Genomic DNA, 21,911 nt, shown 5'->3' on the forward strand with positions numbered 1-21,911 from the left:
ATCTGATATATTTATTTTCTATTTAAGTAATCCATATTGACCTTTTTGCTTTAGTTAGTTAAAATATCAAAGTAGTAGAACTATTTAATACATAATGGGAGGAGATTATTGCTGTGAAAAAGAGGAGTTTATGGTTTTTAATTATGGTCCTAGCCTTAGCTCTGGTAGCAGTAGGCTGTGGCGGTGGCGAGAAAGAACAGGCCACAAATCAGGAACCTGCAGCACAAACAGAGAAAAACACCTTTGAGCAGATTAAAGAAAAGGGTGTAATCGTGGCTGGTTTGGATGACACCTTTGCTCCAATGGGATATCGCGATGAAAATAATAAATTGGTCGGCTTTGATATTGATATGGGTGAAGAAATTGCTAAGCGCTTAGGTATTAAAATTGAATGGCAGCCTACCCAGTGGGATGGGGTTATTATGGCCTTGGAATCCAAACGCTTTGATATCATTCTTTCAGGTATGACCGTTACAGAAGAACGTCAAAAATCAATAAATTTCTCTGTTCCCTATGTTGGTGACGGTCAGATAATGGTTGTTAAAAAAGGAGCAACTGGTTTCAACACTGCGGCAGATCTAAAGGATCAAGTTGTGGGAACCCAGGCAGGTAGTTCTGGTGAAGAAGCTGCTAAAAAAATTGAAGGTACTAAAGAAGTTAAACTCTATAAAACTTACCCTGAAGCCTTCACAGATTTGCAAATTGGCCGTATCCCAGTAGTTGTCTGTGACCGCATTACAGCCAGCTACTACATCAGTAAGCGTACTGATACCTTTGAAATTGTCGGAGAACAGCTTACTAAAGAACCATTGGCCATCGGTATTCGTAAATCTGATCCCGAACTAAAAGCAGAGATTGATAAGGTTCTCGATGAAATGAAAAAAGACGGTACTCTAACCGAAATTTCTATGAAATGGTTTAACAGAGATATTACCGTTCCGGCTGAATAAAAAACTGGTTAGGTTGGTGACAACATGTATTTAGGCCCACTGGACATAGACTTCGTCATAAAAATTCTTCCCAATTTATTACTAGGTGCCGTAATGACAATTAAATTAACTTTTTTTGCCATTACCTTTGGGACTCTAATTGGCTTGCTTGTCGCCCTGGCCAAAATATCTAGCTTTAAGATTTTAAAGTGGTTTGGGGGGCTATACACCTGGGTTATCCGGGGTATCCCCCTTCTCCTTCAATTAATGTTTTTATATTACGGTCTACCATTTATGGGACTTACTCTAAATGAGTTTACCGTGGCAGTAATCGGCATGTCCATTTGTGGTGGTGCTTACATCGCCGAGATTATTCGTGCTGGTATTCAGTCCATTGATAAAGGGCAGATGGAAGCCGCCCTCTCCATGGGAATGACCTACACGCAGGCGATGCGACGGGTAATATTGCCCCAAGCATATAAAAGACTGCTACCTCCCATGGGAAACGAATTTATAACACTAATGAAAGACAGTGCACTGGTTTCCGTAATCTGTATGACTGAATTATTAAGGGCGGCCAACCTACTTCAAAATGCAACTTTCCGTCCAATAGAGATCTATGTTACTGCGGGACTTCTTTATTTAATAATGACAACATTCTTTACCATGGTGGTAAACCGTCTAGAGAAAATATTGGCGGTTTCTGAGGGTAATTAGGAGGGGTACAAAATGATTAAGGTACAAAACATTACCAAAGAGTTTGGTAAACTGAAAGTACTAAAGGGAATTAACCTGGAAGTCAAAAAAGGTGAAGTTGTAGTCATCATTGGGCCCAGCGGTTCCGGAAAAAGTACCTTTCTACGTTGCCTAAACCACCTAGAATCTATCAACAGCGGTAACATTCTCTTCGAGGATCAACCAGTTGGTTTTAATCAAACCTCAGATGGTAAAATGGTGCCTGTTAAGGGAAAGGACTTATGTAGACTACGTAGCCAGATGGGCATGGTTTTTCAAAGATTTAACCTGTTTCCTCATATGACTGCCCTAAACAATGTCATGGAAGGTCCTTTAACGGTACTGGGTAAATCAAAGCCAGAAGCCCGTGACCTAGCCCTTGAACTTCTGGGTAAGGTAGGCTTAGCAAATAAAGCGGAAAACTTCCCAAGCCAACTTTCAGGCGGTCAACAACAAAGGGTTGCTATCGCTAGAGCACTGGCTATGCAGCCTAAATTAATGCTCTTTGATGAACCTACCAGTGCCCTAGACCCAGAGTTGGTTGGTGAAGTTCTCTCAGTTATTAAAAAATTGGTTACTGAAGGAATGACCATGCTCATCGTAACACATGAAATGGCCTTTGCCCGTGAAGTTGCAGACCGGGTTATCTTTATGGATGAAGGAAAAATTGTAGAGATGGGTAGCCCAGAGCAAATTTTCTCAACACCACGTCATCCAAGAACCAAAGAGTTTCTAAGTAGTGTAATAAGGGGTTATGAAAAAGCACCCTATCCACAAGTAGGATAGGGTGCTTTTTTCATGTGCGACACTGGGGACGGTTCTTCCTGTCGCAAAAAATCTTATAACCTAGGTAAAAAATGCGACAGCGAGAACCGTCCCCAGTGTCGCATTATAAATTATTAGACTTAATAATTTGTCATTTTTCACATATAATTCAGGCTATAATTCTGCTTTTACCGGGTAAATTATTATGGGAACCAAATATAATTATACAAGGAGGTTACATTATGAAATCAAAGATGAACAAACAAGCTAGCTCCAAGTATATGCAAGAAATGGGTTCCGAACTGGGCGTGACTTCACAAGTTACAACCCCCAAGGCTAACAGAACTGCAACAACAACTACTACTACTAAAACAACTACAAAGAGATCCTAAACAGAAAAAGGCCAGGAATACCCTGGCCCTTTGTTTTAATCCTATTCTTGCATAGTTTTTTTATAAACAATGCGACAGCGAGAACCGTCCCCGCTGTCGCATTGTTTGATAGTATCTAGAATTTAGCCGTTAAATAACTGTACAAAGATCTTACTGTATTTTCCACCCTTTACAACACCAATACCTACTTTGGTATATTCTGCTTTTAGAATATTGGCTTTGTGTCCGGGGGAGTTCATGAGATTCACATGGGCAGTATTAACATCTGCTGCTCCCGCCAAGTTTTCCCCAGCATAATGGTATACTACACCATATTTCTTCATCATATCAAAGGGAGAACCATAGGTAGGAGAAGTATGGCTAAAGTAATTATTGGTAATCATATCCTGTGCCTTCATTCTTGCCAGTTCAGTAAGCTTGGCATCATAAGCCAAGGGCTTCAGTCCAGCAGCAACACGTTCTTTATTAATAAGATTTAACATAGCCTGTTCATCTTCAACACTTACATTCATTTGTTGAGTAGTAGGTTGTGTAGTTGGTTGAGTAGTTGTAGGTGTCTGTTGTACTGGTGCAGGCTGAGTTGTTTGTGGTTTTTGATAATTGCTGTAGTTATAACCACTATAATTGTTGTAGCTGGTGTAATTACTTTTACTGGTATAGTTGTATGAAGTGTAGGCTTCTGCAGTACCAGCACCTGGCATAGTCATTGCTACTAACATAGCAAAGGCTCCCACTGTGAGTCCTGTGAACGCTTTTAGAATTTTTTTCATTATTTTACTCCTTTCAAGATTAGGCTCTGACATCTGTTACGCTACTTATAGTAATATTTTTTTATTTATTAAACAACTACATTTATACTATATATTTTAATAAGTACCTAAAGCACAATGTATATAATGAAGATATTTACCCTATACTTAAAATAACAGTAGAATAACATATTATGTAATAAAAGATCACCTATACCTACAATAAATTAGAAAAAGCAGCTGCTAATTAACGCAGCTGCTTCTCATTTAATTATTTTACAAAGACATCTTCAAACTTAGCTCTGGATATTTCACCAGGTTTTATCTTATGACCCCATATTTTATACCAAACAATCGGTAGTAATAATAATGGTATACCGATATACAAAGATACTCTAAGGTCCTCGTTAAAAGCAATAATTCCTAGACAGGCCACCTGAACCCAGATGGCAAAATGAGTTAGATAAGGGAATAAAGGTGTACGGTATTTTAGAGTACTAATATCAAACCCCTCCCTTTCCAACTTACGACGGAAATTTAGCTGAGACCAGCATATAGAAATCCAAGCAATGGCCCCAGCAAAACCAGATAAAGCTAACAAGTAGGTGAATACAATCTCACTAGTATCAAAGGTATAAGCTAAAACACAAATCCAGCATCCAGCAATGGAGAGCAATGTTGCATTCTGAGGTACACCATTTTTATTTACTCTCCCCAAAAATTCCGGTGCCATGCCCTCCCTAGCCAGTGCGTATAGAGCTCTGGTACAGCCATAAAGGCCAGAGTTAGAACAGGATATGGCTGCTGTCAGTACTACAAAGGAGAATAGTCCACCAGCCCATTGAAAACCGTAGGAATTAAGAGCTGCAGCAAATACACTTTCCTGCAGACCAGCCTCTTGCCAAGGAAAGATACTTACCAGTAAGAACAAGGGCACTATATAAAGTGCTATGATCCGCCATGTAACACTTTTAATAGCAACAGGTATTGTCTTTTCCGGTTCTTTGCTTTCTCCGGCGGCCAGACCAATAATTTCTGATCCCTGGAAATTAACTAAAATAATGACCATAGTCAAAAGGATAGCCCAGGACCCCTTGGGAGTAAAACCACCATCACCTAGTAGAATGCGGGTGCCTTTAATGCCTTCTCCACCAATTACTCCAAAGAAGATCAACACTGCCATTACGATAAACATTATAATGGCAATAATTTTTATAATTGCCAACCAAAATTCCATTTCACCAAAGGAACCCACGTAAGATAAATTAATATAAGTTATAATAAGACCAAAAGCAATGGCCCAATAAATTGTGTCAATACCCGGGAAAAAGTTATTCATAATAATTCCCGCTGCTATCATTTCTGCCGGTACATAAAATACCCAAGTCAGCCAGTAGGACCACCCTACTCCACAGGCCCATGACGGTGAAATAAAATCGTTAGCATAGGTTACAAATGAACCGGAAATGGGTATCGCTACTGCTAACTCTCCCATGCAGAGCATAACACAGAGGACAATAAGTCCACCAAGTAAATAGGCAAGAAAAGCTGCCGGACCAGCCGAATCAATTACGTAACCAGTACCAAGAAAATAGCCGCTGCCAATAATGCCCCCCAAAGCAATTAATTGCAGGTGTCTAGATTTAAGACCCCTTTGCAACCCATCTTCTTTGGTCACCCCTCCAGGTTTTAATTCCTCTTTTTCCATTACTTCTCATTTCTCCTTCCGTACCTGACAGCTATATCAGGCAAATGTGTTTCGTTATAACACCCCCGAATTTATTCCCATCGTAGGACGGGACTTCTGCCCTTTTACCTTTCGTGTCGTTTGCAACTGAAATTGTGTAAAATATACGCAGAACGATAAAATTTTAAGATTTTTTAGCTTATAAGTCAATATACTTTTCATTTTTTATAAAAATAAAATATATATGCTGGATTGCTTGAAATTCCTTTGTTTTGCTGGCTTTTTGGTTTTTCTTCCTTTTTAAGCCTTTGATGTTTCATATAGTACAAGTCTATTTACGCTATACTTAAATGACAAGATAAAGATAAAAAGCAAGCCCAAACGGGCTTGCCTTATTTGACTCCCCATTTCTTAAAACCGTACCTACTATTGTAAGGCCAGTTTCTGTACCTCCTCGTGGTTAAGTAGGCCTGTAATAACTAAGTTATGATGATTTTTTAAATCAATAATTTCTTCTGTTTCGATAATCTTGATAACAGGTCTAAAGATTAATTCCTCTTTTAAATCAATGATAATCCCTTTATATCCATTGCTTAAGGTTACTGCAGATCCCACCGGGTAGGGTTTGATAAGCTTGAGAAAGGCCATGGCTATATCATTTTTAAACATAAGGTCTCCCGCAGCCATAATCATCTCATAGGCTTCGTGGGGCGGCAGTGCTTTTCTATAAATACGGTCTGTTGTTATGGCATTGTAAACATCTGCCACCGAACATATGGCAGCCATATCTGATATTCTTTCACCCTTAAGGCCATGGGGGTAACCGGATCCGTCATATTTTTCATGGTGGTTAAGGATAATTTCTTTGCTTAGGGCAGTAATATCATATATTCCTTTAGCCATCTTATAACCGTAACATGAATGCCTTTTCATCTCTTCAAATTCTTCGGGTGTCAGTTTATCCGGTTTATTTAATATACTTTGGGGTACCTTGATTTTACCAATGTCATGTAGCAGGCTTCCTATACCAAGGATTAAAAGCTTTTTTCTATCATAATTAAGCAGAGCACCGGCTGCTATGGCAAGAATACAAACGTCTACACAATGGGCAAAGGTATACATATCAACTGAACATAGGTTAGTTAAATTTCCAATAATTGCTTTTCCCTCAAGTATTTCCTCAATTATCGAATCCACGGTGCACAGGATACTCTTATAATCGACTGACCCACCACCTTTCACCAGTTCTTCCACTATATTTACAGCATTTAGGCTTACACCATAGTCAATTTCATTCTTTTGTTGGGCAAATTCCTTACCCAAAATATTAACATCAGCAACGATAATACCATACTTTTTCAGGGATGAAATAAGTTTAGTAGTTAATATTGTTCCCCTACCTAGGAGTAGTTGTTTATTATTGCTGAAAATAGGACTGACAAGCACCATCCCGGGTAGCAGGTAACGGACAGGCAATTTCATAATATACACCACCAAACATTAACTAAATATATCTCTGGCAATTTTCTTATCTGCACCTCACTGTTGGTAGTACTCCAACCTGTTACGAGATGATCTTTTGGCCTGATATAGTGCTGAATCGGCACACCAGATTAACCCTTCAACATTTAAGCTATTTTCTGGGTACACAGAAACACCTATTGATACAGTTACTCTTCCTCCAGGTAAGCATTCTTGATTGGGAAAAGGATGATTAGCTATATTAAGCCTGAGCCTTTCACCCACGTCAATGGCCCTATTTAGATTGGCCCCCAGAAGCACGATGACGAACTCGTCTCCGCCGTATCTAGCTACCATATCGTCATCTCTAACAGTTTCAGTCATAATGTTAGCTAACTCACTCAACAAACGATCCCCTGCCAAATGACCTAAAGTATCATTGTAGACCTTAAAATTATCTAAATCGATCATTAATAATGAAAAACGCCGTTGATCATTTTGCATCACCAAGTGCTGCATATGACCTATAAAGGCTCTATAATTGTAAAGGCCAGTCATTGAGTCCCTTTCTGCTTTTTGCCGCAGTTCTTCATTTTCTGTGTTGGCTCTTAGCTTTTCCATCCATTGTTTGGTATAATCTCGAATAATGGCCATTCCACCAAGGATTTTTCCATGCTCATCCTGCCAAGGAATCGTATCAATTAGTATACAAATTTGGTTGTTATTGGCATCGAGGAAACATACTTCTTGCCCCTGTTTAAAATTATTTTCTTCAATGGCCATGGCCAACAACCTACCAGGTTCACCTACTTCAGCCAAAGGTACACCAACCATATCCTTACTCTTACAGCCCCCCAGTAGCCTACAAAAACTATCATTTAGTATGGAAACCCGTCCTTTATGGCTCCCAACAATAATCCCATTAGTGGTGCCTTGCAGTATTACCTTTGTCAGTAAATATTCCCTAGCTAACCTGTGTAAACCCCAGGACATGGCAATACCCAGTATAACAGTAATAATTATGGAACTTATAAGGTTATTAACTCCCCGGCTAATAATCTCATTTTGTAGAATAAGCAAGTCATCACCTAAACGAGTTTGTTGAAAAGCACTTAGTTTCTTGCAGGCTAAGACTAATTTTGCTGGTTCCCCACCTTTTTCTATACTCTCAATGGTTAATTGCAAATTTTGTACTAATCTTTTCCCCTCTGAAGTATGCATTATGGGTAATAGTTGCTTAACAATTTGTTCAAGTTCATTAATTGATTTATGAGAAGCCTGCCCATCTTTAAATATTTGCTCTGAAAGTTTAACTGCCTCGTTAATTTCGTTAATTTTTTGACGACGTTCTTCAATTCTTTCCAATACATCCCTTTGAATAAAGTAATTGGTTGCAGCTTGGATCACAAATAACAATAGTAATCCCATGATTAGAGTAGTAATTATAAGAAAGGTATTCTTCCTGACATTGGGGATAAATTCCACGTCCATCACCTCATTTAGTGAAAATTTACCATGTCCTTTATGTAGGTTTATATGTTCAGAAGCTTTATACTTTGGAGGCTAGCAAAGGCAAATAATTTGGTCAACAGTTTATAATATTTTAACCTAAATATTTCTTATATCATATAATTTTAATATATATATAACATACTTAATACAAATAAATATTAATTGCAAAACAAAAAGCCCATCAACAGATGGGCTTTGTTAGTAAGGATATTAATTATTTGTCATCATTGTTAAATGGTTAAATGCATAATTTACAACGCTTTGGCTTGATATAAAAATAATAATTTGTCATATATCAAGCCAAAGCTACTTTATGTCATTTATTTTAAACCATAAGATCTACAATTATGAAACCTACGTGCACTGTCAATTTCAATTTAAATTTTGTCAATGTTTTATATCACATATACAAAGTACTTATTTCCCGTTTTGATAAGCCCTTTGTAACACTTCAATGACATGCATCACATTATGAGGCATTTTTTCCTGGATCAGGCCGTCCTCTATTTGCATACGACAGGAGCCACAACCTGTAACCACAACTGAGCTAGCAGTACCCTTAATGTCAGCTAATTTCTTTTTAAGAATTTGAAAAGATACAGGATAATTAGTTAAACTAAATGAACCCGCTCCACCACAACAACGATTAGGCTCTCGCATGGCTTTATAGGTAATGCCAGGAATCTTGGTTAGCATTTCTAGGGGTTGACGTGTTAGACCCATACCCCGACCGATGTGACAGGGCTCATGATAAGTGAAGGTCATATCCACCTTACCTAACTTACTGAAATCAATTTTTAATTCATCAACTAGATACTCAGAAATATCTCGTATTTTTACAGCAACTGCCTTTGCCTTTGTTGCATAGACAGGGTCGTCTGCCAACATTTCAACGTACTTTTGCTCAAAAGTACCACCGCAGGTGCCGCAGACGGTTATAATGGCTTCCACATCCAATTTGCTAAAAAGATCAACATGGGATTTAGCCATGGCTTTACCTGTTTCAATATCACCATTAATGGCAGCTGGTGCTCCACAACAATGCTGCTCCTTGGGGATAATAACATCAACACCATTACGATTTAATACATCTACCACGGCTTTACCAACGTTAGTATATATATAGTTGGTTACACAACCTGTAAAGAATGCAACCTTCCTCTGGGAGTTCGGTGCTTTATTTTCTTCTGGCAGTTCCGAACGCAGGGGCCGACTAGCTAAAGAAGGAATAACTCGACGCATTTCTAAACCAATAGGAAACCTTGGACTCATCCCAGTAGCATTTTTTCGAAAGGCCAGGCCCTGGATGGTACTACCCAAACGAAGACCAAAATCAAATAAGGCAGGTTTTTTAATTACACTAAATGCGGCCTTTTTAGCAAAGGGCATAACATTCTGCCTAGCCAATTCGGCCCTAGCAGCCATAATAATTTTATGGGCCTTGACACCGCAGGGACAGTTGGCAGAACATGCTTGACATTGTAAACACAGATCAAACTTTTTATAAAGTTCATGACTAAATCTTGCCTGCCCCTTTAAAATTTTTGCCGCTAATTGAATTTTACCTCTGGCAACTCCTGATTCTGAAAGAATTTCTTTATATACAGGACACACAGCCTGGCAGTTGCCGCATTTCATACATTTGATAATCTCTTCTTCAATTTCCTTGATATTATCATAGATAGCCATTAACTGCCCTCCCTTAGCCCATCATTTTTCCTGGGTTCAGTAAATTCTCAGGATCCAGTGCCCCTTTAACCTTACGCATGATCTCTACACCCTGTTCACCAAATTCCATGGGCAGGTATTTGGCTTTGGCCATGCCAATGCCATGCTCACCACTGATGGTCCCTCCCAGTTCTAAGGCAACCTTAAATATTTCATCAACGGCCTGATGAACTCTCTTCATTTCCTCTGTATCACGCTCATCAGTTAGGATAGTAGGATGCAAATTTCCATCCCCAGCATGACCAAAGGTGCCAATATGCAAGTTGTATTTTTTAGCAATTTTTTGCAAGGCCACCAGCATCTCGGTCAATTTACTTCGGGGCACAGTAGCATCTTCCAAAACTGTGGTGGGTTTCATCTGTGCCAGAGCAGGTAATGCTGCACGGCGAGCAGCCCACAGGTTATCACGTTCCTTATCATCTTTGGCTACTTTAATTTTACCTTTGTTTTTCTTTACCACATTAACAACGGTTGCGGCTTCACGCTCAACTACCTCAGGAATACCATCAACTTCTATCAATAGCAGAGCTTCACAATCCGTAGGCAAACCCACCTTAGCAAAATTCTCCACAGTACGAATGGTTACCTGGTCCATGATTTCCATGGTAGCAGGAATTACCTTACTACGTACAATTTCTGTTACAGTATTACCAGCATCCTCTAATTTTTCAAAATGTGCTAACATAGATTTCTTTGTTTCCGGTGCAGGAATTAATTTTACAGTAATTTCTGTAATCACACCCAAAGTGCCTTCAGCACCGGTAAACAATTTCACCATGTCATAGGCAGTTACATTCTTAACGGTTTTGCCACCAAATTTAGCAACAGTTCCATCAATCATAACAACTTCCAGTCCCATGACATAGTTTTTGGTCACTCCATACTTTAAACCCCTTAAACCACCGGAGCACTCAGAAACACTACCCCCCATGGTTGCGGTGGCTACGGTACCGGGATCCGGAGGGTAGATTAAACCAAAGGGAGCTACGGCAATATTTAGTTCATTTATAACAACGCCTGGTTGTACCACTGCAACTAAATTGTCTGCATCAACCTCAATAATTTTATTCATCTTCTGCATTCTTAAAATAATACCACCCCTAAGAGGTATGGTATCGCCGCACAGGTTAGTTCCGGAACCCCTGGGGTAGACAGGCATCTTATACTGGCTGGCAATCTTTAAAATCTCCACTACATCCTTGGTACTGGTGGGTGTAACTACTACATCAGGCATTTGGCTTGGCATATCTGCGGTAGCATCAAAGGAATAACATACTAGTTCTTCGTGTTCAGTTGTTACATTTTCTTTACCCAGTGCCTTAACTAATGCTTCAATTGCTTCTGCCTTAGACATTCATTATCGCCTCCGTATGTCAATTGTTAGCCGTCATCCTTTTAGCCTTCAGCTTGGCTTAACTTTAAGGTAGAGAAAGATGGGGCATGGGATGACCAGTCGACTTAGCAGACCATTTGTTTATTTGATGGTAGGTTGGTCTGACCACTCAGAATACACAAAAAAACGAATTCTCCAATATGCCAAATTATTTCGACAAAATCCAACATATTTCCTTCTTTATGAGAAAATTTTTTATTTTCCCCTAAACTCTTCAATTAGTCTGACAAACTCCCTTTGAAACTGTAAGTCATCCAAATGGGTTCTTTTTTGAGGACCTTTGGTGCGTCCTCCCCCTCGGCGATATCTGGCCTTTATTTCTCGCTCTTCCAATAAAAAATCAATAGATTCGGCTCGAAATACTCTTCCAGTTGGAGATATGGCACCAGCTTCCTTTCCAAGGACCATGGCAGCTAATCCCCAGTCTTGTGTTACCACTATATCACCAGATTTTGTAGTGTTAATAATTTGAATATCCGCTTCCTGAGATGAGTTGCCTACGGTTATATGATGTTCTGATTTTATATTGTGGTTAAAGTTAGCAACTGTCCACAATTCTAAATTATAGTCTAAACAAACCCTTCGGGCAATGGACAATACTTCCTTTGGACAAGCATCAGCATCGATGATTACCTTCATATATTAGTACTCCTCGTATAATATTTATGCAAATCAAACCTCACTGTTATTTATATTAACCCCAATGCCCATCAGGCACAAACCATTGATGAAAACCTTTCGTTTAAAAGCATTATTTGATAAAATGTACAATTAGAAATAAAAACAGGACCCCGTAGGCCCTGATTAGATAACGTTGTTGCTTCTGTTGGCACGATCTTCTTCAAGATAGTTATATATTGTATAGCGTGATACACCAAGTACTGCAGCCACTTTATCAACTGATCCTTTAATCATAAATGCACCTTTTAAATCTAATTCACGAACAACCTGCATTTTATTTTCTTTTTGCATCATAACTACAGGAATATTAAGATTATTAATGACTAGATCAATCATCCCACTAAGAACTTCTGTTATATCAGAGGCAAAAAGTTCAGTGCTTCTATCGTTTAAGTTTTGTTTGTCACCTATAGATATAAATTCTTCAATATGATTATTACAGGTAATTAATTCTGTAATATCATAATTAATACATAGACAACCTATAATTTTACCATCGGCATTTCTAACAAATATAGTCGATGATTTTAATGTCCGCCCATCCTTTGTAACGTTTTTATATCCTATAATATCTGGACAATAGTCACCATGTTTACGAATACTTTCTAATACAATATTTGTTATAGGTGCGCCGAGCGGTCGTTTGGTAATGTTGCCAGCTAAAAAAATCAAAGAGGTTTCTGGTGAAGAACAAAGGTTATGTACTGCAACTTCACAGTATTTCCCCAGCATCTTTGCCAGTCCTCGAGCAACTGGAATTAATACTTGCAGGTTAGGGTGAATATCTTTACCTTCCTCGCTCATCATAATTACCTCCACTTGGAATTAGGCTTGTATAACCTCGTTTTTTCCAGAAAGGATTATCTATTTGAAAATAAAGATTCGACACCATTCCTGCCTTACCTTCTTTTTATGATATAAACTTAAGAATTTTTTCACATATTTCTTTTTCCATTCCCCATTTTTTCCTTATGCTACCGGTGATAGATATCACATCAGATAAATATTAGTTAAAATAAAATAGTATTATAGAAGACTAAACTACTATAACTTACTGATAGGAGGAGCTTTATGAATAAATATTTATTAGCAGTTGATGGATCGGATAATGCCAAACGAGCAGCAGAGTACTTGGCTAACCTTACTCAATTAAGAAACAACTTGGATATCACAGTTATTCATGCCATAAATATAAGAAAAGAAGTTAACAGGTTTTCCAATAATTCAACGGACATTTCCATAATAGAAAAAGAGTCCATTGATCGTGGGTGGCAAATTCTCAATGAACAGGTAGCAGAATTTAATAAAATAGGCTTTCAGGTAAAAAAACAGTTGGTTAACGGAGACCCAGCTGTTATGATTACGGAATTTGCCAAACTAAATAATTTTAACCATATTGTATTAGGTTCCAGGGGTCTGAATGATTTACAAGGTATTGTTTTAGGTAGTGTTAGTCATAAGATTCTGCACTTATCTCATTGTCCTGTTACTTTAGTAAAGTAAATAGAGAGTTATTCCGATGAACATAAAATATATTGCTATATTTTAAATTTTCTTAACTATATGTGTTAAAATAAAATTAAAAATATAACAGGCTAGGTGAATTCATAATGACCTTATTTAACAATAAAAGATTGGACAAAAAATTATTTGCCATCGACGTAGATAGAATGCGATTGGGTTGGTATTCAGATGCTTATTTTATAAATATCTTTAAAATACTCGAGGTTTTATCTCGAGAAAATTATACCTTTAAAGGGATCAGTGATATTAAAGAAATTAACGAACAGTTAGTTCAAACCGGAGACTTAGTGGTAGAAATGCAATTTTTCACCCGTAGAAAACCCTTTAGTCTTATAGCCGGTGTTGACGAATCATTGGCCATTCTTGAAGAGTGTACAGGCTACTTTAATGAAAACAATCAGTTTATAAATACTTACGATCAATTAGAAGTTGAAGCGGTCCAAGACGGTACCTTTGCCTTCTATGACGGTGATCCACAAAATGTACAACCTGTAATAAAGGTAAGAGGACGTTACCGAGATATTGCTAAATTAGAAACTCCTATTTTAGGTGCCCTAACGGAAGCCTCAAGGGTGGCAACGAATGTTTACAATGTGCTGGAAGCTACCAAAGGTAAAGACGTTTTGTTTTTCCCTGCTAGGTTTGCCCACTATAAACTCCAGGCTTTACACGGTTATGCCTATTCCCTAGCTGTACAAGCCTACAATCACAAACATAATAAAAATTCTTCTACCTTTGTTTCAACGGATGATCAAGGGGATTGGTGGGGTGGCAAAGGAGGCGGAACCATTGCCCACTCATCCATCGCTTGTTTTTTAGGCGACACAGCTGAAACAATGATCCAGTTTTCTAGAATTATTCCCGTTGAAGTCCCAAGAATAGCTTTGGTTGATTTTCACAATAACTGTGTTAGTGACACCTTGAAAACTATGGAAAAGATGTTTGAAAAATACTGGGAACATTACTCAGCGGGGAACCTTGATGAAGCCAGAAAATATAAACTTTTCGCTGTAAGAACGGATACATCGAGTAGCATGAGAGATGTCTCCGTTGAACCCCTAGGGGATGAAAACCTTGACCTTGGTGTTAACCCCAGACTGGTATGGAACATGCGTAAGGCTATCAATAATGCTTACTTCCACTGGAACATTCCGGATAAAGCTAGAAAACTTGCTATACAATGGTGTAAGGATGTTAAAATAGTCGTTACTGGCGGTTTTAATGTAGAGAAAATCAAAAAGTTTGAGAAACTCCAGGTTCCCGTGGACATCTATGGTGTTGGTTCCTCTCTGCTAGAAAATTGTAGTTACCACGGCACGAGCAATGATTTTACGGCTGACATAGTTCGGATTTCCATAGGTGGTCATTGGTACCCCATGGCCAAGATTGGAAGAAAAAGCTGCGGCAATCCCAATTTGGAGGTAATCAGATAATATAAAAACAGTTTTACCCTTAGTCCTTAGCTCCTGGCTAGGGCTGAAGCAAAGCCCGCCATATCCAATGGCGGGCTTTGCTTTGGTTATTTAAAAATTCTTTGCCCAGCTGGCTAAGGGAAGTTCAAAATTCGTAGCAAAAAGAGAGTGATGCGGTCTTATTCTTACAGAAAATCCATAACTTCCTTGTTCTAGATTAAATCTACCCTCATAATGGTAAATCCCTTCTGTTCCTTTAGTTTGAACCTGAAGAGGAGTTGTTTTTATATTTATCAAAGAACGGCCACTCTCACAGCCATGGACAATTTCCACCACCACATCCTCTGGTTTTATTGGTCCCAAGTAAATATCAACTGTTAAATTAAGCTCATCACCAACTTTCAGATGTCCTTCAGAAACACCTTCAGTTTTAACAGATTTTACTGCTACATGATGCCAATTTTCTTTTATGAAACGCTTAAAATTTTGAATTTCGAAAGCTGCTTGATAATTGTTGTTAGAAAACTTTTCCTCCCTAAGAATAGCTTGACTATAAAAACGTTCGGTATATTCTTTAACCATTCTTTCAGTACTAAACTTTGGTGCTATAGTCTTGATACAATTTTTCATTATTTTAATCCAACCTAGAGGGCAACCATCTTTGTGATTATAATATGTCGGGATAATTTGATTCTCTAGTAATGAATACAAATGATAAGCATCATCGCTATCCTGTTCTTCTTCAGTACGGTAACCTGTTTGTTTACCAATAGCATATCCATTCTGTTCGTTATATGCTTCTGGCCACCAGCCGTCTAAAACACTACAGTTGATAACACCGTTTACTGCTGCTTTCATGCCGCTTGTACCACTGGCTTCCATAGGCCAACGAGGTGTATTTAACCACATATCCACGCCTTGAACCATGTGCCTCGCCACATTCATATCATAATTTTCTACAAATACAATTTTGCCCTTGAATGGGTATTGCTGTGACATTTCATAAATTTCTTTAATTAGTTCTTGACCCGGTCGGTCAGCTGGATGTGCTTTTCCAGCAAAAATAATTTGTACTGGTCTTTCCGGATCACTTAATAACTTAGAAAGCTTTTCCGGGTCTCTAAATAATAGAGTTGCCCTTTTATAGGTAGCAAAACGTCTGGCAAAACCAATGGTAAAGGCCTCAGGATTTAAATACTCCTCCACTTCATCAATGCTCTCAGCAGCTTCCTGATTGCGATACTTTTGGTTTTTGAGTGTTTCTCGCATAAACTGAATGGCCTTCTTTTTTAAATCTCTATGCAAATCCCAAAGCTGTTGATCCGGTATTTTATCGATGGCTTGCCATAAATTCTGGTCACAAATGTTGTTATCCCAGGTTGGTTCAAGGTAAGCACTGAATAAATCCCTTAAATCATCTGAAAGCCACGTTAGTGTATGAATACCGTTCGTTACTGAATAGATTGGTACTTCTTCTTCAGGTATGTTATCGTAATGATAATGAAACATTTTTCTTGTGACATCACCATGCAACATACTAACACCATTGCAGTACGACGCAAAATTCATAGCTAATATCGTCATATTAAAATTATTGCGTTTAGCATCCCAACCTAAAGATATAAAACTGTTCCGATCAACACCTAAAAGTCCGTAGTATTGACTTAGATAGTGGTTTACCTTATCAGAATCAAAGACATCATGGCCTGCGGGCACTGGTGTGTGCGTGGTGAAGAGCGTGCTTGCCCTAACAACCTCCTTTGCTGTAGCAAGTGGTACGCCACCTTCCACCAATTCACGTAATCTTTCTATACATAAGAAAGCCGCATGTCCCTCATTGATATGCCAGGCTGCTGGACTGATACCAAGCTGCCTTAGTGCCTTTACCCCACCAATTCCTAGCAGCATTTCCTGTGATATCCGTGTATCCTTATCACCACCATAGAGCTGTGCTGTTAACTGACGGTCATCATTATTGTTTAGGGTAATATCAGCATCCATTAGGTAAATATTAATACGACCCACCTGAATTTGCCAAATTTTAAGGTGGACAACTCTTTCTGGTAGTTGAACTGGAATAATAATTTCTCTTCCCTCTTGATCTAAGGCGGGTTTGACCGGCATCTGGTTGTAATTTTGATAGGGATAGTGAGCTTCTTGCCATCCTTCCCGATTTATTTTTTGTGTAAAATATCCTTGTTTGTACAAAAGTCCTACTCCAACCAGAGGCAATCCTATATCGCTGGCAGCTTTACAATGATCTCCCGCTAGGACCCCAAGGCCACCAGAATAGATTGGTAAAGACTCATGAAGACCGAATTCGGCGGAAAAATATGCTACAGTCCGATCCATAAAATCAGGAAATTTCTCCTTGTACCAAGAATCACCCTTCATATAACTATCAAAGTCTGCCATTACTTTATCATATAAAGTAAGGTAATTAGGGTCTTCTGCTACCCTGAGTAAATTTTCCTGTTTAACTTCCAACAAGAACTTTACTGGATTATGGTTTAAGGCTTGCCATTTTTCTTCATCAATCTTCCTGAAAAGTTCCATTACTTCAGCGTTCCAGCTAAACCATAAATTATAGGATAACTCTTTTAACCTTTCAATTCGAGCAGGAATTGTCGGGTTGACTGTTATTGTGCGAAAAAAATACATATTCTCCCCCCTAAGCCTAAGCAACTATTATTTAAACTTGTAAATAGACATGACTAAGTTTATATTTTCCTATCTAACAAAAAAAATTCCCGACATATCTGCCGAGAATTATATCCCTAACTTTGAAGTGATTTCGATTTTTTCTGGAAATCTCCCTTCGGTCTTTTTTGAGAAAATTAGTTCCCCATTCAATCTGACTTCAAATACACCTCCACTGGAAGGTATTAACTCAAAGGAAGATATCTTATTTTTATACATGCGTAATAGTATTTCAGCCAGACCGGCTGCCTTTGGTAAATAACCTCAAGAAGTACAGTACTCAATGGATAATTTGATTTGTTCCATGACAATCCCCCTAAAATATATTTTTACAATATTATAACGTAGAATTAGCCATCAACCTTCAGTTTTTATGCAGGACTTAACTTAGGGGTCCTTTGTATTACTATAAATGTCATCCTTAAGCTGAAGGCTGATGGCTATTTATTTATACAAATCCGTACTAAGGTATTTCATGCCACTGTCACAAAGAATGGTCACAATTCTTACACCGGGATCACACCAACCTGCCATACGTAAGGCCGCTGCAACATTGCCCCCCGCTGTGAAGCCACAGAACAAACCTTCTTCAGTGGCAAGACGCCTTGCTGCACGTATAGCCTCTCCATCTGTTACTGTAATATACCCGTCACAAATTTTTGGATCCCAGAGATCCGGAACTTTAGCATAGCTAGAACCTTGAAGCACATGCTGCGGACTAGTTATGGGCTTTCCTGCCAGCACCGGTGCAGTGGCAGGCTCCACAGCCCAACATTGAATTTTAGGATCCTTATCTTTAAGTGCACTGGCAATTCCTGTAAAGGTACCAGAAGTGCCTACCACATCTAAAAAATAATCAATTTTCCCATCCATCTGCTGCCAAATTTCTTGGGCAGTTGTTTCGTAGTGGGCCTTGCAGTTGCTAGGATTGTGAAACTGATTAACCCAAAAAGCCTTAAGTTCTGTCGTTAATTCTTCTGCTCTTTTCTCCACCAGAGCCAAATCCTCACCGGTTACCTTACCTGGTTTACCACCAGGTACTTGCGGTACCAATTCAACCTTAGCTCCCATAGCTTGCAATATCTGCCTTCTCTCAGGGCTATTTCCCTCTGACATAACCGCGATAAATTTATATCCTTTGATAGCACAGACCATAGCCAAGCCAATTCCAGTATTACCACTGGTTTCTTCAACGACAATGCTACCAGGTTGAAGTTTACCTTCTCTCTCAGCATCTTCAATCATTTTTAGGGCTACCCTGTCTTTCATACTTCCGGTGGGATTCATAAACTCTGCTTTAGCGTATAGTTTTCCTGGTAAATCAACTCCAAGCCGGGCTAGTTCTATTAATGGTGTATCACCAATGGCTTCTAAAACAGATGGACAAGTTTTTGCGGACAAAATAATACCCTCCGTTTTTTATTGTATTATATTACCTGATATTTCAAAGTGCAATAATACCAATCAAACATTAAAAATGTTCTAATTAGCTAATAATGGTTGTATAGAAATCATATACATGTTAATATAGATTCAGTTTATAAGATTAGCTGAGCTTAGTTTTAAATATGAGGAGGAGAAGAGATGAGTAATTTAACAGGTTTTTATGGTGAATTTGGGGGAGCCTTTGTCCCTGATTCACTTAATAGAGTATTGGATGATCTAGAGGCGGCTTTTATTCGCTATAAGGATGATCCTGATTTTATTTCTGAGCTTAATTACTACAATCAGCAATATGTAGGACGACCTAACCCTCTGTATTTTGCTGAAAGGTTAACAAAGAAATTAGGCGGAGCCAAGATTTATTTAAAAAGGGAAGACCTTAATCATACCGGATCCCACAAAATAAACAATGTACTTGGTCAAGTCTTATTGGCTAAAAGAATGGGTGTTAAAAGAGTCATTGCCGAAACTGGTGCCGGCCAGCACGGCGTAGCCACAGCTACGGCCTGCGCCATGTTTAATATGGAATGCACAGTATATATGGGTGAAGAAGATACTAAACGCCAAGCCCTTAATGTTTTTCGTATGGAACTCCTTGGTGCTAAGGTAGTTTCTGTTACCACTGGCACAAAAACCCTTAAAGACGCCGTTGATGTAGCTCTACAAGACTTGGTAGAAAATTGTGATAATACCTATTATATGTTAGGCTCTGCCGTAGGCCCACATCCTTATCCACTGATTGTTAGATACTTTCAGTCGATAATTGGTATTGAAGCCAAAGACCAAATTAGAAAAATCGAAGGGCGTTTACCAGACTATATAATGGCTTGCGTAGGCGGTGGTAGCAATGCCATAGGCTTATTTTATCCCTTTGTGGAAGATAAAGAAGTTAATATTATTGGTGTAGAGCCAGGCGGTAAAGGTTTAGCAACAGGCCAACACGCCGCACCATTATGTGCAGGTAAACCGGGAATAATACATGGTTTTAAATGCTACGTTATGCAGGATGAAAATGGGGAACCCTTAATGACACATTCTATCTCTGCTGGTTTAGATTACCCCGGTGTAGGCCCGGAACACAGTAATTTGAAAGCTACTGGTAGAGCTAAATATGTGGCCATTAATGACAACGAGGCGTTAGATGCTTTTCAGGTATTATCCAAAACTGAAGGTATTATTCCAGCCCTGGAAAGTGCTCATGCTGTAGCCCATGCTATTAAAATTGCCCCTACCCTTACACCTAACCAAATTATTATCGTAAACATCTCCGGTCGTGGGGATAAGGATGTAGAGCAAGTATTTCATATGTTAAAGTAAAATAACTCATTAAAAAAACTTGGCCTAAGCCAAGTTTTTTTATTCAACTTTTTCTTCAACACTGAAGGCGTCACTAACAATTGAATAAACACTATACCATAGTCGGTAGGCAAGGGGCTAAAAACCCCCTTTAAAACCATGTAAAAAAGCCCAATGCATGACACAAGACCTCTCTCCAAGCTGGCAGTCGAAAGCTGACAGCTGGTGGTGACACAGGTTATCCCCCTGTCACTGGAGTAACCACAGTAATACATTGTCCGTCCTGAAGTATCAAATGCAATGGCCCATGGATTTATCATAAAGCCGATGGCATGAGCTAAATTATTTTAATACTACAATTACTGTGATATACTATCTGGCAGATACAACCAGCCATGGGCCCTGAGCTAAAGACCCTTGGGGCACAGGCCTTTCTAAGGCTATCCGAAGGCTGACGGTTGACAGCTAATCTATAATATGGATTTGAGGTTAGAACATGATAGAAAAATCAATTCGCTACCGGCAATATTCAGATCACTTGATTAAAAAGTTTGGTCAAAAGGTATACAAATTACCAGTAAATCTTCCCGGCACTTGCCCAAATCGGGATGGCAGCGTAGGCCGTGGAGGTTGTATCTTCTGTGATGAGAAAGGTGCTGGTTTTGAATGCCTACCTAATACTATGAGTATTAAACAACAAATACATGAAAACAAAGGGTTTTTTATTCGACGTTTTAATGCAAAGAAGTTTATTGTTTATTTTCAAGCCTTCACAAATACTTATCTGCCTTTGGCCCAATTTAAGGAAAACATACTAGCAGCCGTAGATGAGGAAGATATTGTGGGTATATCCATTTCTACACGTCCTGATTGTATTAATGATGCTTATTTAGATTTTTTAAATGAAGTAAAACTCCAGCGGGGCTTGGATATTAATATTGAACTGGGACTGCAAACAGTTAATTATCACACCCTAGCAAAGGTCAACCGAGGACATACCCTGGCAGAATTTATAGATGCAGTTCAGCGAATTAAACAAAGAAATTTTGAAATCTGCGTACATATTATCTTAAACTTACCTTGGGATAATCTTCTTGATGTCATTGAAAATGCAAAAATCCTTTCCGCCCTTGGTATTCATTACGTAAAACTACATTCACTTTATGTAGTAAAGGGTACCGTACTAGCTAACATGTATGAGCGCGGGGAATTTAGCATTATCCCCCTCGAGGAATACATCGCACGGGTTGTGACTTTTCTGGAGTATTTAGACCCCAAAGTTGTAGTTCAACGCTTGGTAGGTAAAGGTCCTCAAAATAACCAATTGTTTTCTAATTGGAGCACCAGTTGGTGGAAGATTAAACATTCCATAGAACAGACATTGGCAGAAAGAGACACCTGGCAGGGTAAAAAATGCAATTATCTAAATGGTAAAGCACTTAAATTCTAGCCCTCTGCCATCAGCTTATGGGATAGACTTAGAGGCTGGCCGTGTGCCCTGAGC

At 38.8% G+C, this 21,911-nt stretch carries 19 protein-coding genes; 8 read left to right on the forward strand and 11 right to left on the reverse strand.

Annotated features, from left to right (window positions below):
• Positions 1 to 113: 113 nt before the first annotated feature.
• The 4 genes from ACYQ03_RS14645 (at position 114) to ACYQ03_RS14660 (ending at position 2,821) form a co-directional block, all read left to right on the forward strand.
• The gene (locus ACYQ03_RS14645) at positions 114 to 950 is read left to right on the forward strand and encodes an amino acid ABC transporter substrate-binding protein (protein ID WP_459910662.1); all 837 of its coding nucleotides are present in this window, start codon (positions 114 to 116) and stop codon (positions 948 to 950) included.
• 24 nt (positions 951 to 974) lie between these two features.
• Positions 975 to 1,646 carry an amino acid ABC transporter permease gene (locus ACYQ03_RS14650; protein ID WP_459910663.1) on the forward strand — a complete coding sequence of 224 codons (672 nt, stop codon included), beginning with the start codon at positions 975 to 977 and terminating at the stop codon, positions 1,644 to 1,646.
• A gap of 12 nt (positions 1,647 to 1,658) precedes the next feature.
• Positions 1,659 to 2,450 carry an ectoine/hydroxyectoine ABC transporter ATP-binding protein EhuA gene (gene ehuA / locus ACYQ03_RS14655; RefSeq protein ID WP_459910664.1) on the forward strand — a complete coding sequence of 264 codons (792 nt, stop codon included), beginning with the start codon at positions 1,659 to 1,661 and terminating at the stop codon, positions 2,448 to 2,450.
• Between the two features lie 221 nt (positions 2,451 to 2,671).
• Positions 2,672 to 2,821, forward strand: coding sequence for a hypothetical protein (locus ACYQ03_RS14660; protein ID WP_459910665.1), 150 nt, complete (start codon positions 2,672 to 2,674; stop codon positions 2,819 to 2,821).
• Between the two features lie 122 nt (positions 2,822 to 2,943).
• Here ACYQ03_RS14660 and ACYQ03_RS14665 read toward each other — a convergent pair whose 3' ends face one another.
• The 8 genes from ACYQ03_RS14665 to ACYQ03_RS14700 all read right to left on the reverse strand — a co-directional run bounded on the left by ACYQ03_RS14665 (position 2,944) and on the right by ACYQ03_RS14700 (position 12,839).
• Positions 2,944 to 3,591, reverse strand: coding sequence for a CAP domain-containing protein (locus tag ACYQ03_RS14665; protein WP_459910666.1), 648 nt, complete (start codon positions 3,589 to 3,591; stop codon positions 2,944 to 2,946).
• Between the two features lie 250 nt (positions 3,592 to 3,841).
• Positions 3,842 to 5,278 (reverse strand): amino acid permease, encoded by a 1,437-nt coding sequence (locus ACYQ03_RS14670; protein WP_459910667.1) that lies wholly within the window; start codon positions 5,276 to 5,278, stop codon positions 3,842 to 3,844.
• Positions 5,279 to 5,683: 405 nt separating this feature from the next.
• Positions 5,684 to 6,739 (reverse strand): HD-GYP domain-containing protein, encoded by a 1,056-nt coding sequence (locus tag ACYQ03_RS14675; RefSeq protein WP_459910668.1) that lies wholly within the window; start codon positions 6,737 to 6,739, stop codon positions 5,684 to 5,686.
• A 57-nt stretch (positions 6,740 to 6,796) separates the two neighbouring features.
• A complete protein-coding gene (locus ACYQ03_RS14680; protein ID WP_459910669.1) occupies positions 6,797 to 8,203 on the reverse strand; it encodes a sensor domain-containing diguanylate cyclase in 1,407 nt (468 codons plus the stop codon).
• A 444-nt stretch (positions 8,204 to 8,647) separates the two neighbouring features.
• Positions 8,648 to 9,919, reverse strand: a complete 1,272-nt coding sequence (locus ACYQ03_RS14685; RefSeq protein WP_459910670.1) for a (Fe-S)-binding protein — start codon at positions 9,917 to 9,919, stop codon at positions 8,648 to 8,650.
• A 13-nt stretch (positions 9,920 to 9,932) separates the two neighbouring features.
• Complete coding sequence (locus tag ACYQ03_RS14690; RefSeq protein WP_459910671.1) at positions 9,933 to 11,312, reverse strand: FAD-binding oxidoreductase; 1,380 nt, start codon at positions 11,310 to 11,312, stop codon at positions 9,933 to 9,935.
• Positions 11,313 to 11,546: 234 nt separating this feature from the next.
• A complete protein-coding gene (locus tag ACYQ03_RS14695; protein WP_459910672.1) occupies positions 11,547 to 11,990 on the reverse strand; it encodes a YaiI/YqxD family protein in 444 nt (147 codons plus the stop codon).
• Between the two features lie 165 nt (positions 11,991 to 12,155).
• Positions 12,156 to 12,839, reverse strand: a complete 684-nt coding sequence (locus tag ACYQ03_RS14700) for a helix-turn-helix transcriptional regulator (RefSeq protein WP_459910673.1) — start codon at positions 12,837 to 12,839, stop codon at positions 12,156 to 12,158.
• Positions 12,840 to 13,103: 264 nt separating this feature from the next.
• On the opposite strand from ACYQ03_RS14700, the gene ACYQ03_RS14705 reads away from it, so the two are divergent.
• Together ACYQ03_RS14705 and ACYQ03_RS14710 are read left to right on the forward strand one after the other, a co-directional pair.
• Entirely contained in the window at positions 13,104 to 13,535 is a 432-nt protein-coding gene (locus ACYQ03_RS14705; protein WP_459910674.1) for a universal stress protein, read from the forward strand.
• A gap of 107 nt (positions 13,536 to 13,642) precedes the next feature.
• Positions 13,643 to 14,989, forward strand: a complete 1,347-nt coding sequence (locus ACYQ03_RS14710) for a nicotinate phosphoribosyltransferase (RefSeq protein WP_459910675.1) — start codon at positions 13,643 to 13,645, stop codon at positions 14,987 to 14,989.
• A gap of 90 nt (positions 14,990 to 15,079) precedes the next feature.
• On the opposite strand, the gene glgP is transcribed toward ACYQ03_RS14710, so the two are convergent.
• The 3 genes from glgP to ACYQ03_RS14725 all read right to left on the reverse strand — a co-directional run bounded on the left by glgP (position 15,080) and on the right by ACYQ03_RS14725 (position 19,069).
• Entirely contained in the window at positions 15,080 to 17,629 is a 2,550-nt protein-coding gene (glgP, locus tag ACYQ03_RS14715; RefSeq protein WP_459910676.1) for an alpha-glucan family phosphorylase, read from the reverse strand.
• Positions 17,630 to 17,737: 108 nt separating this feature from the next.
• On the reverse strand, positions 17,738 to 17,974 hold the full coding sequence (locus ACYQ03_RS14720; protein WP_459910677.1) for a SelT/SelW/SelH family (seleno)protein: 237 nt from the start codon (positions 17,972 to 17,974) through the stop codon (positions 17,738 to 17,740).
• A gap of 138 nt (positions 17,975 to 18,112) precedes the next feature.
• On the reverse strand, positions 18,113 to 19,069 hold the full coding sequence (locus ACYQ03_RS14725) for a PLP-dependent cysteine synthase family protein (protein WP_459910678.1): 957 nt from the start codon (positions 19,067 to 19,069) through the stop codon (positions 18,113 to 18,115).
• Between the two features lie 183 nt (positions 19,070 to 19,252).
• On the opposite strand from ACYQ03_RS14725, the gene trpB reads away from it, so the two are divergent.
• Entirely contained in the window at positions 19,253 to 20,428 is a 1,176-nt protein-coding gene (gene trpB / locus ACYQ03_RS14730) for a tryptophan synthase subunit beta (protein ID WP_459910679.1), read from the forward strand.
• Positions 20,429 to 20,903: 475 nt separating this feature from the next.
• Positions 20,904 to 21,857: a tRNA modification radical SAM protein MnmL/YtqA gene (mnmL, locus tag ACYQ03_RS14735; protein WP_459910680.1), complete on the forward strand. Its 954-nt coding sequence runs from the start codon at positions 20,904 to 20,906 to the stop codon at positions 21,855 to 21,857.
• Positions 21,858 to 21,911: the final 54 nt, after the last annotated feature.

This window comes from Desulfotomaculum defluvii (assembly GCF_054657375.1).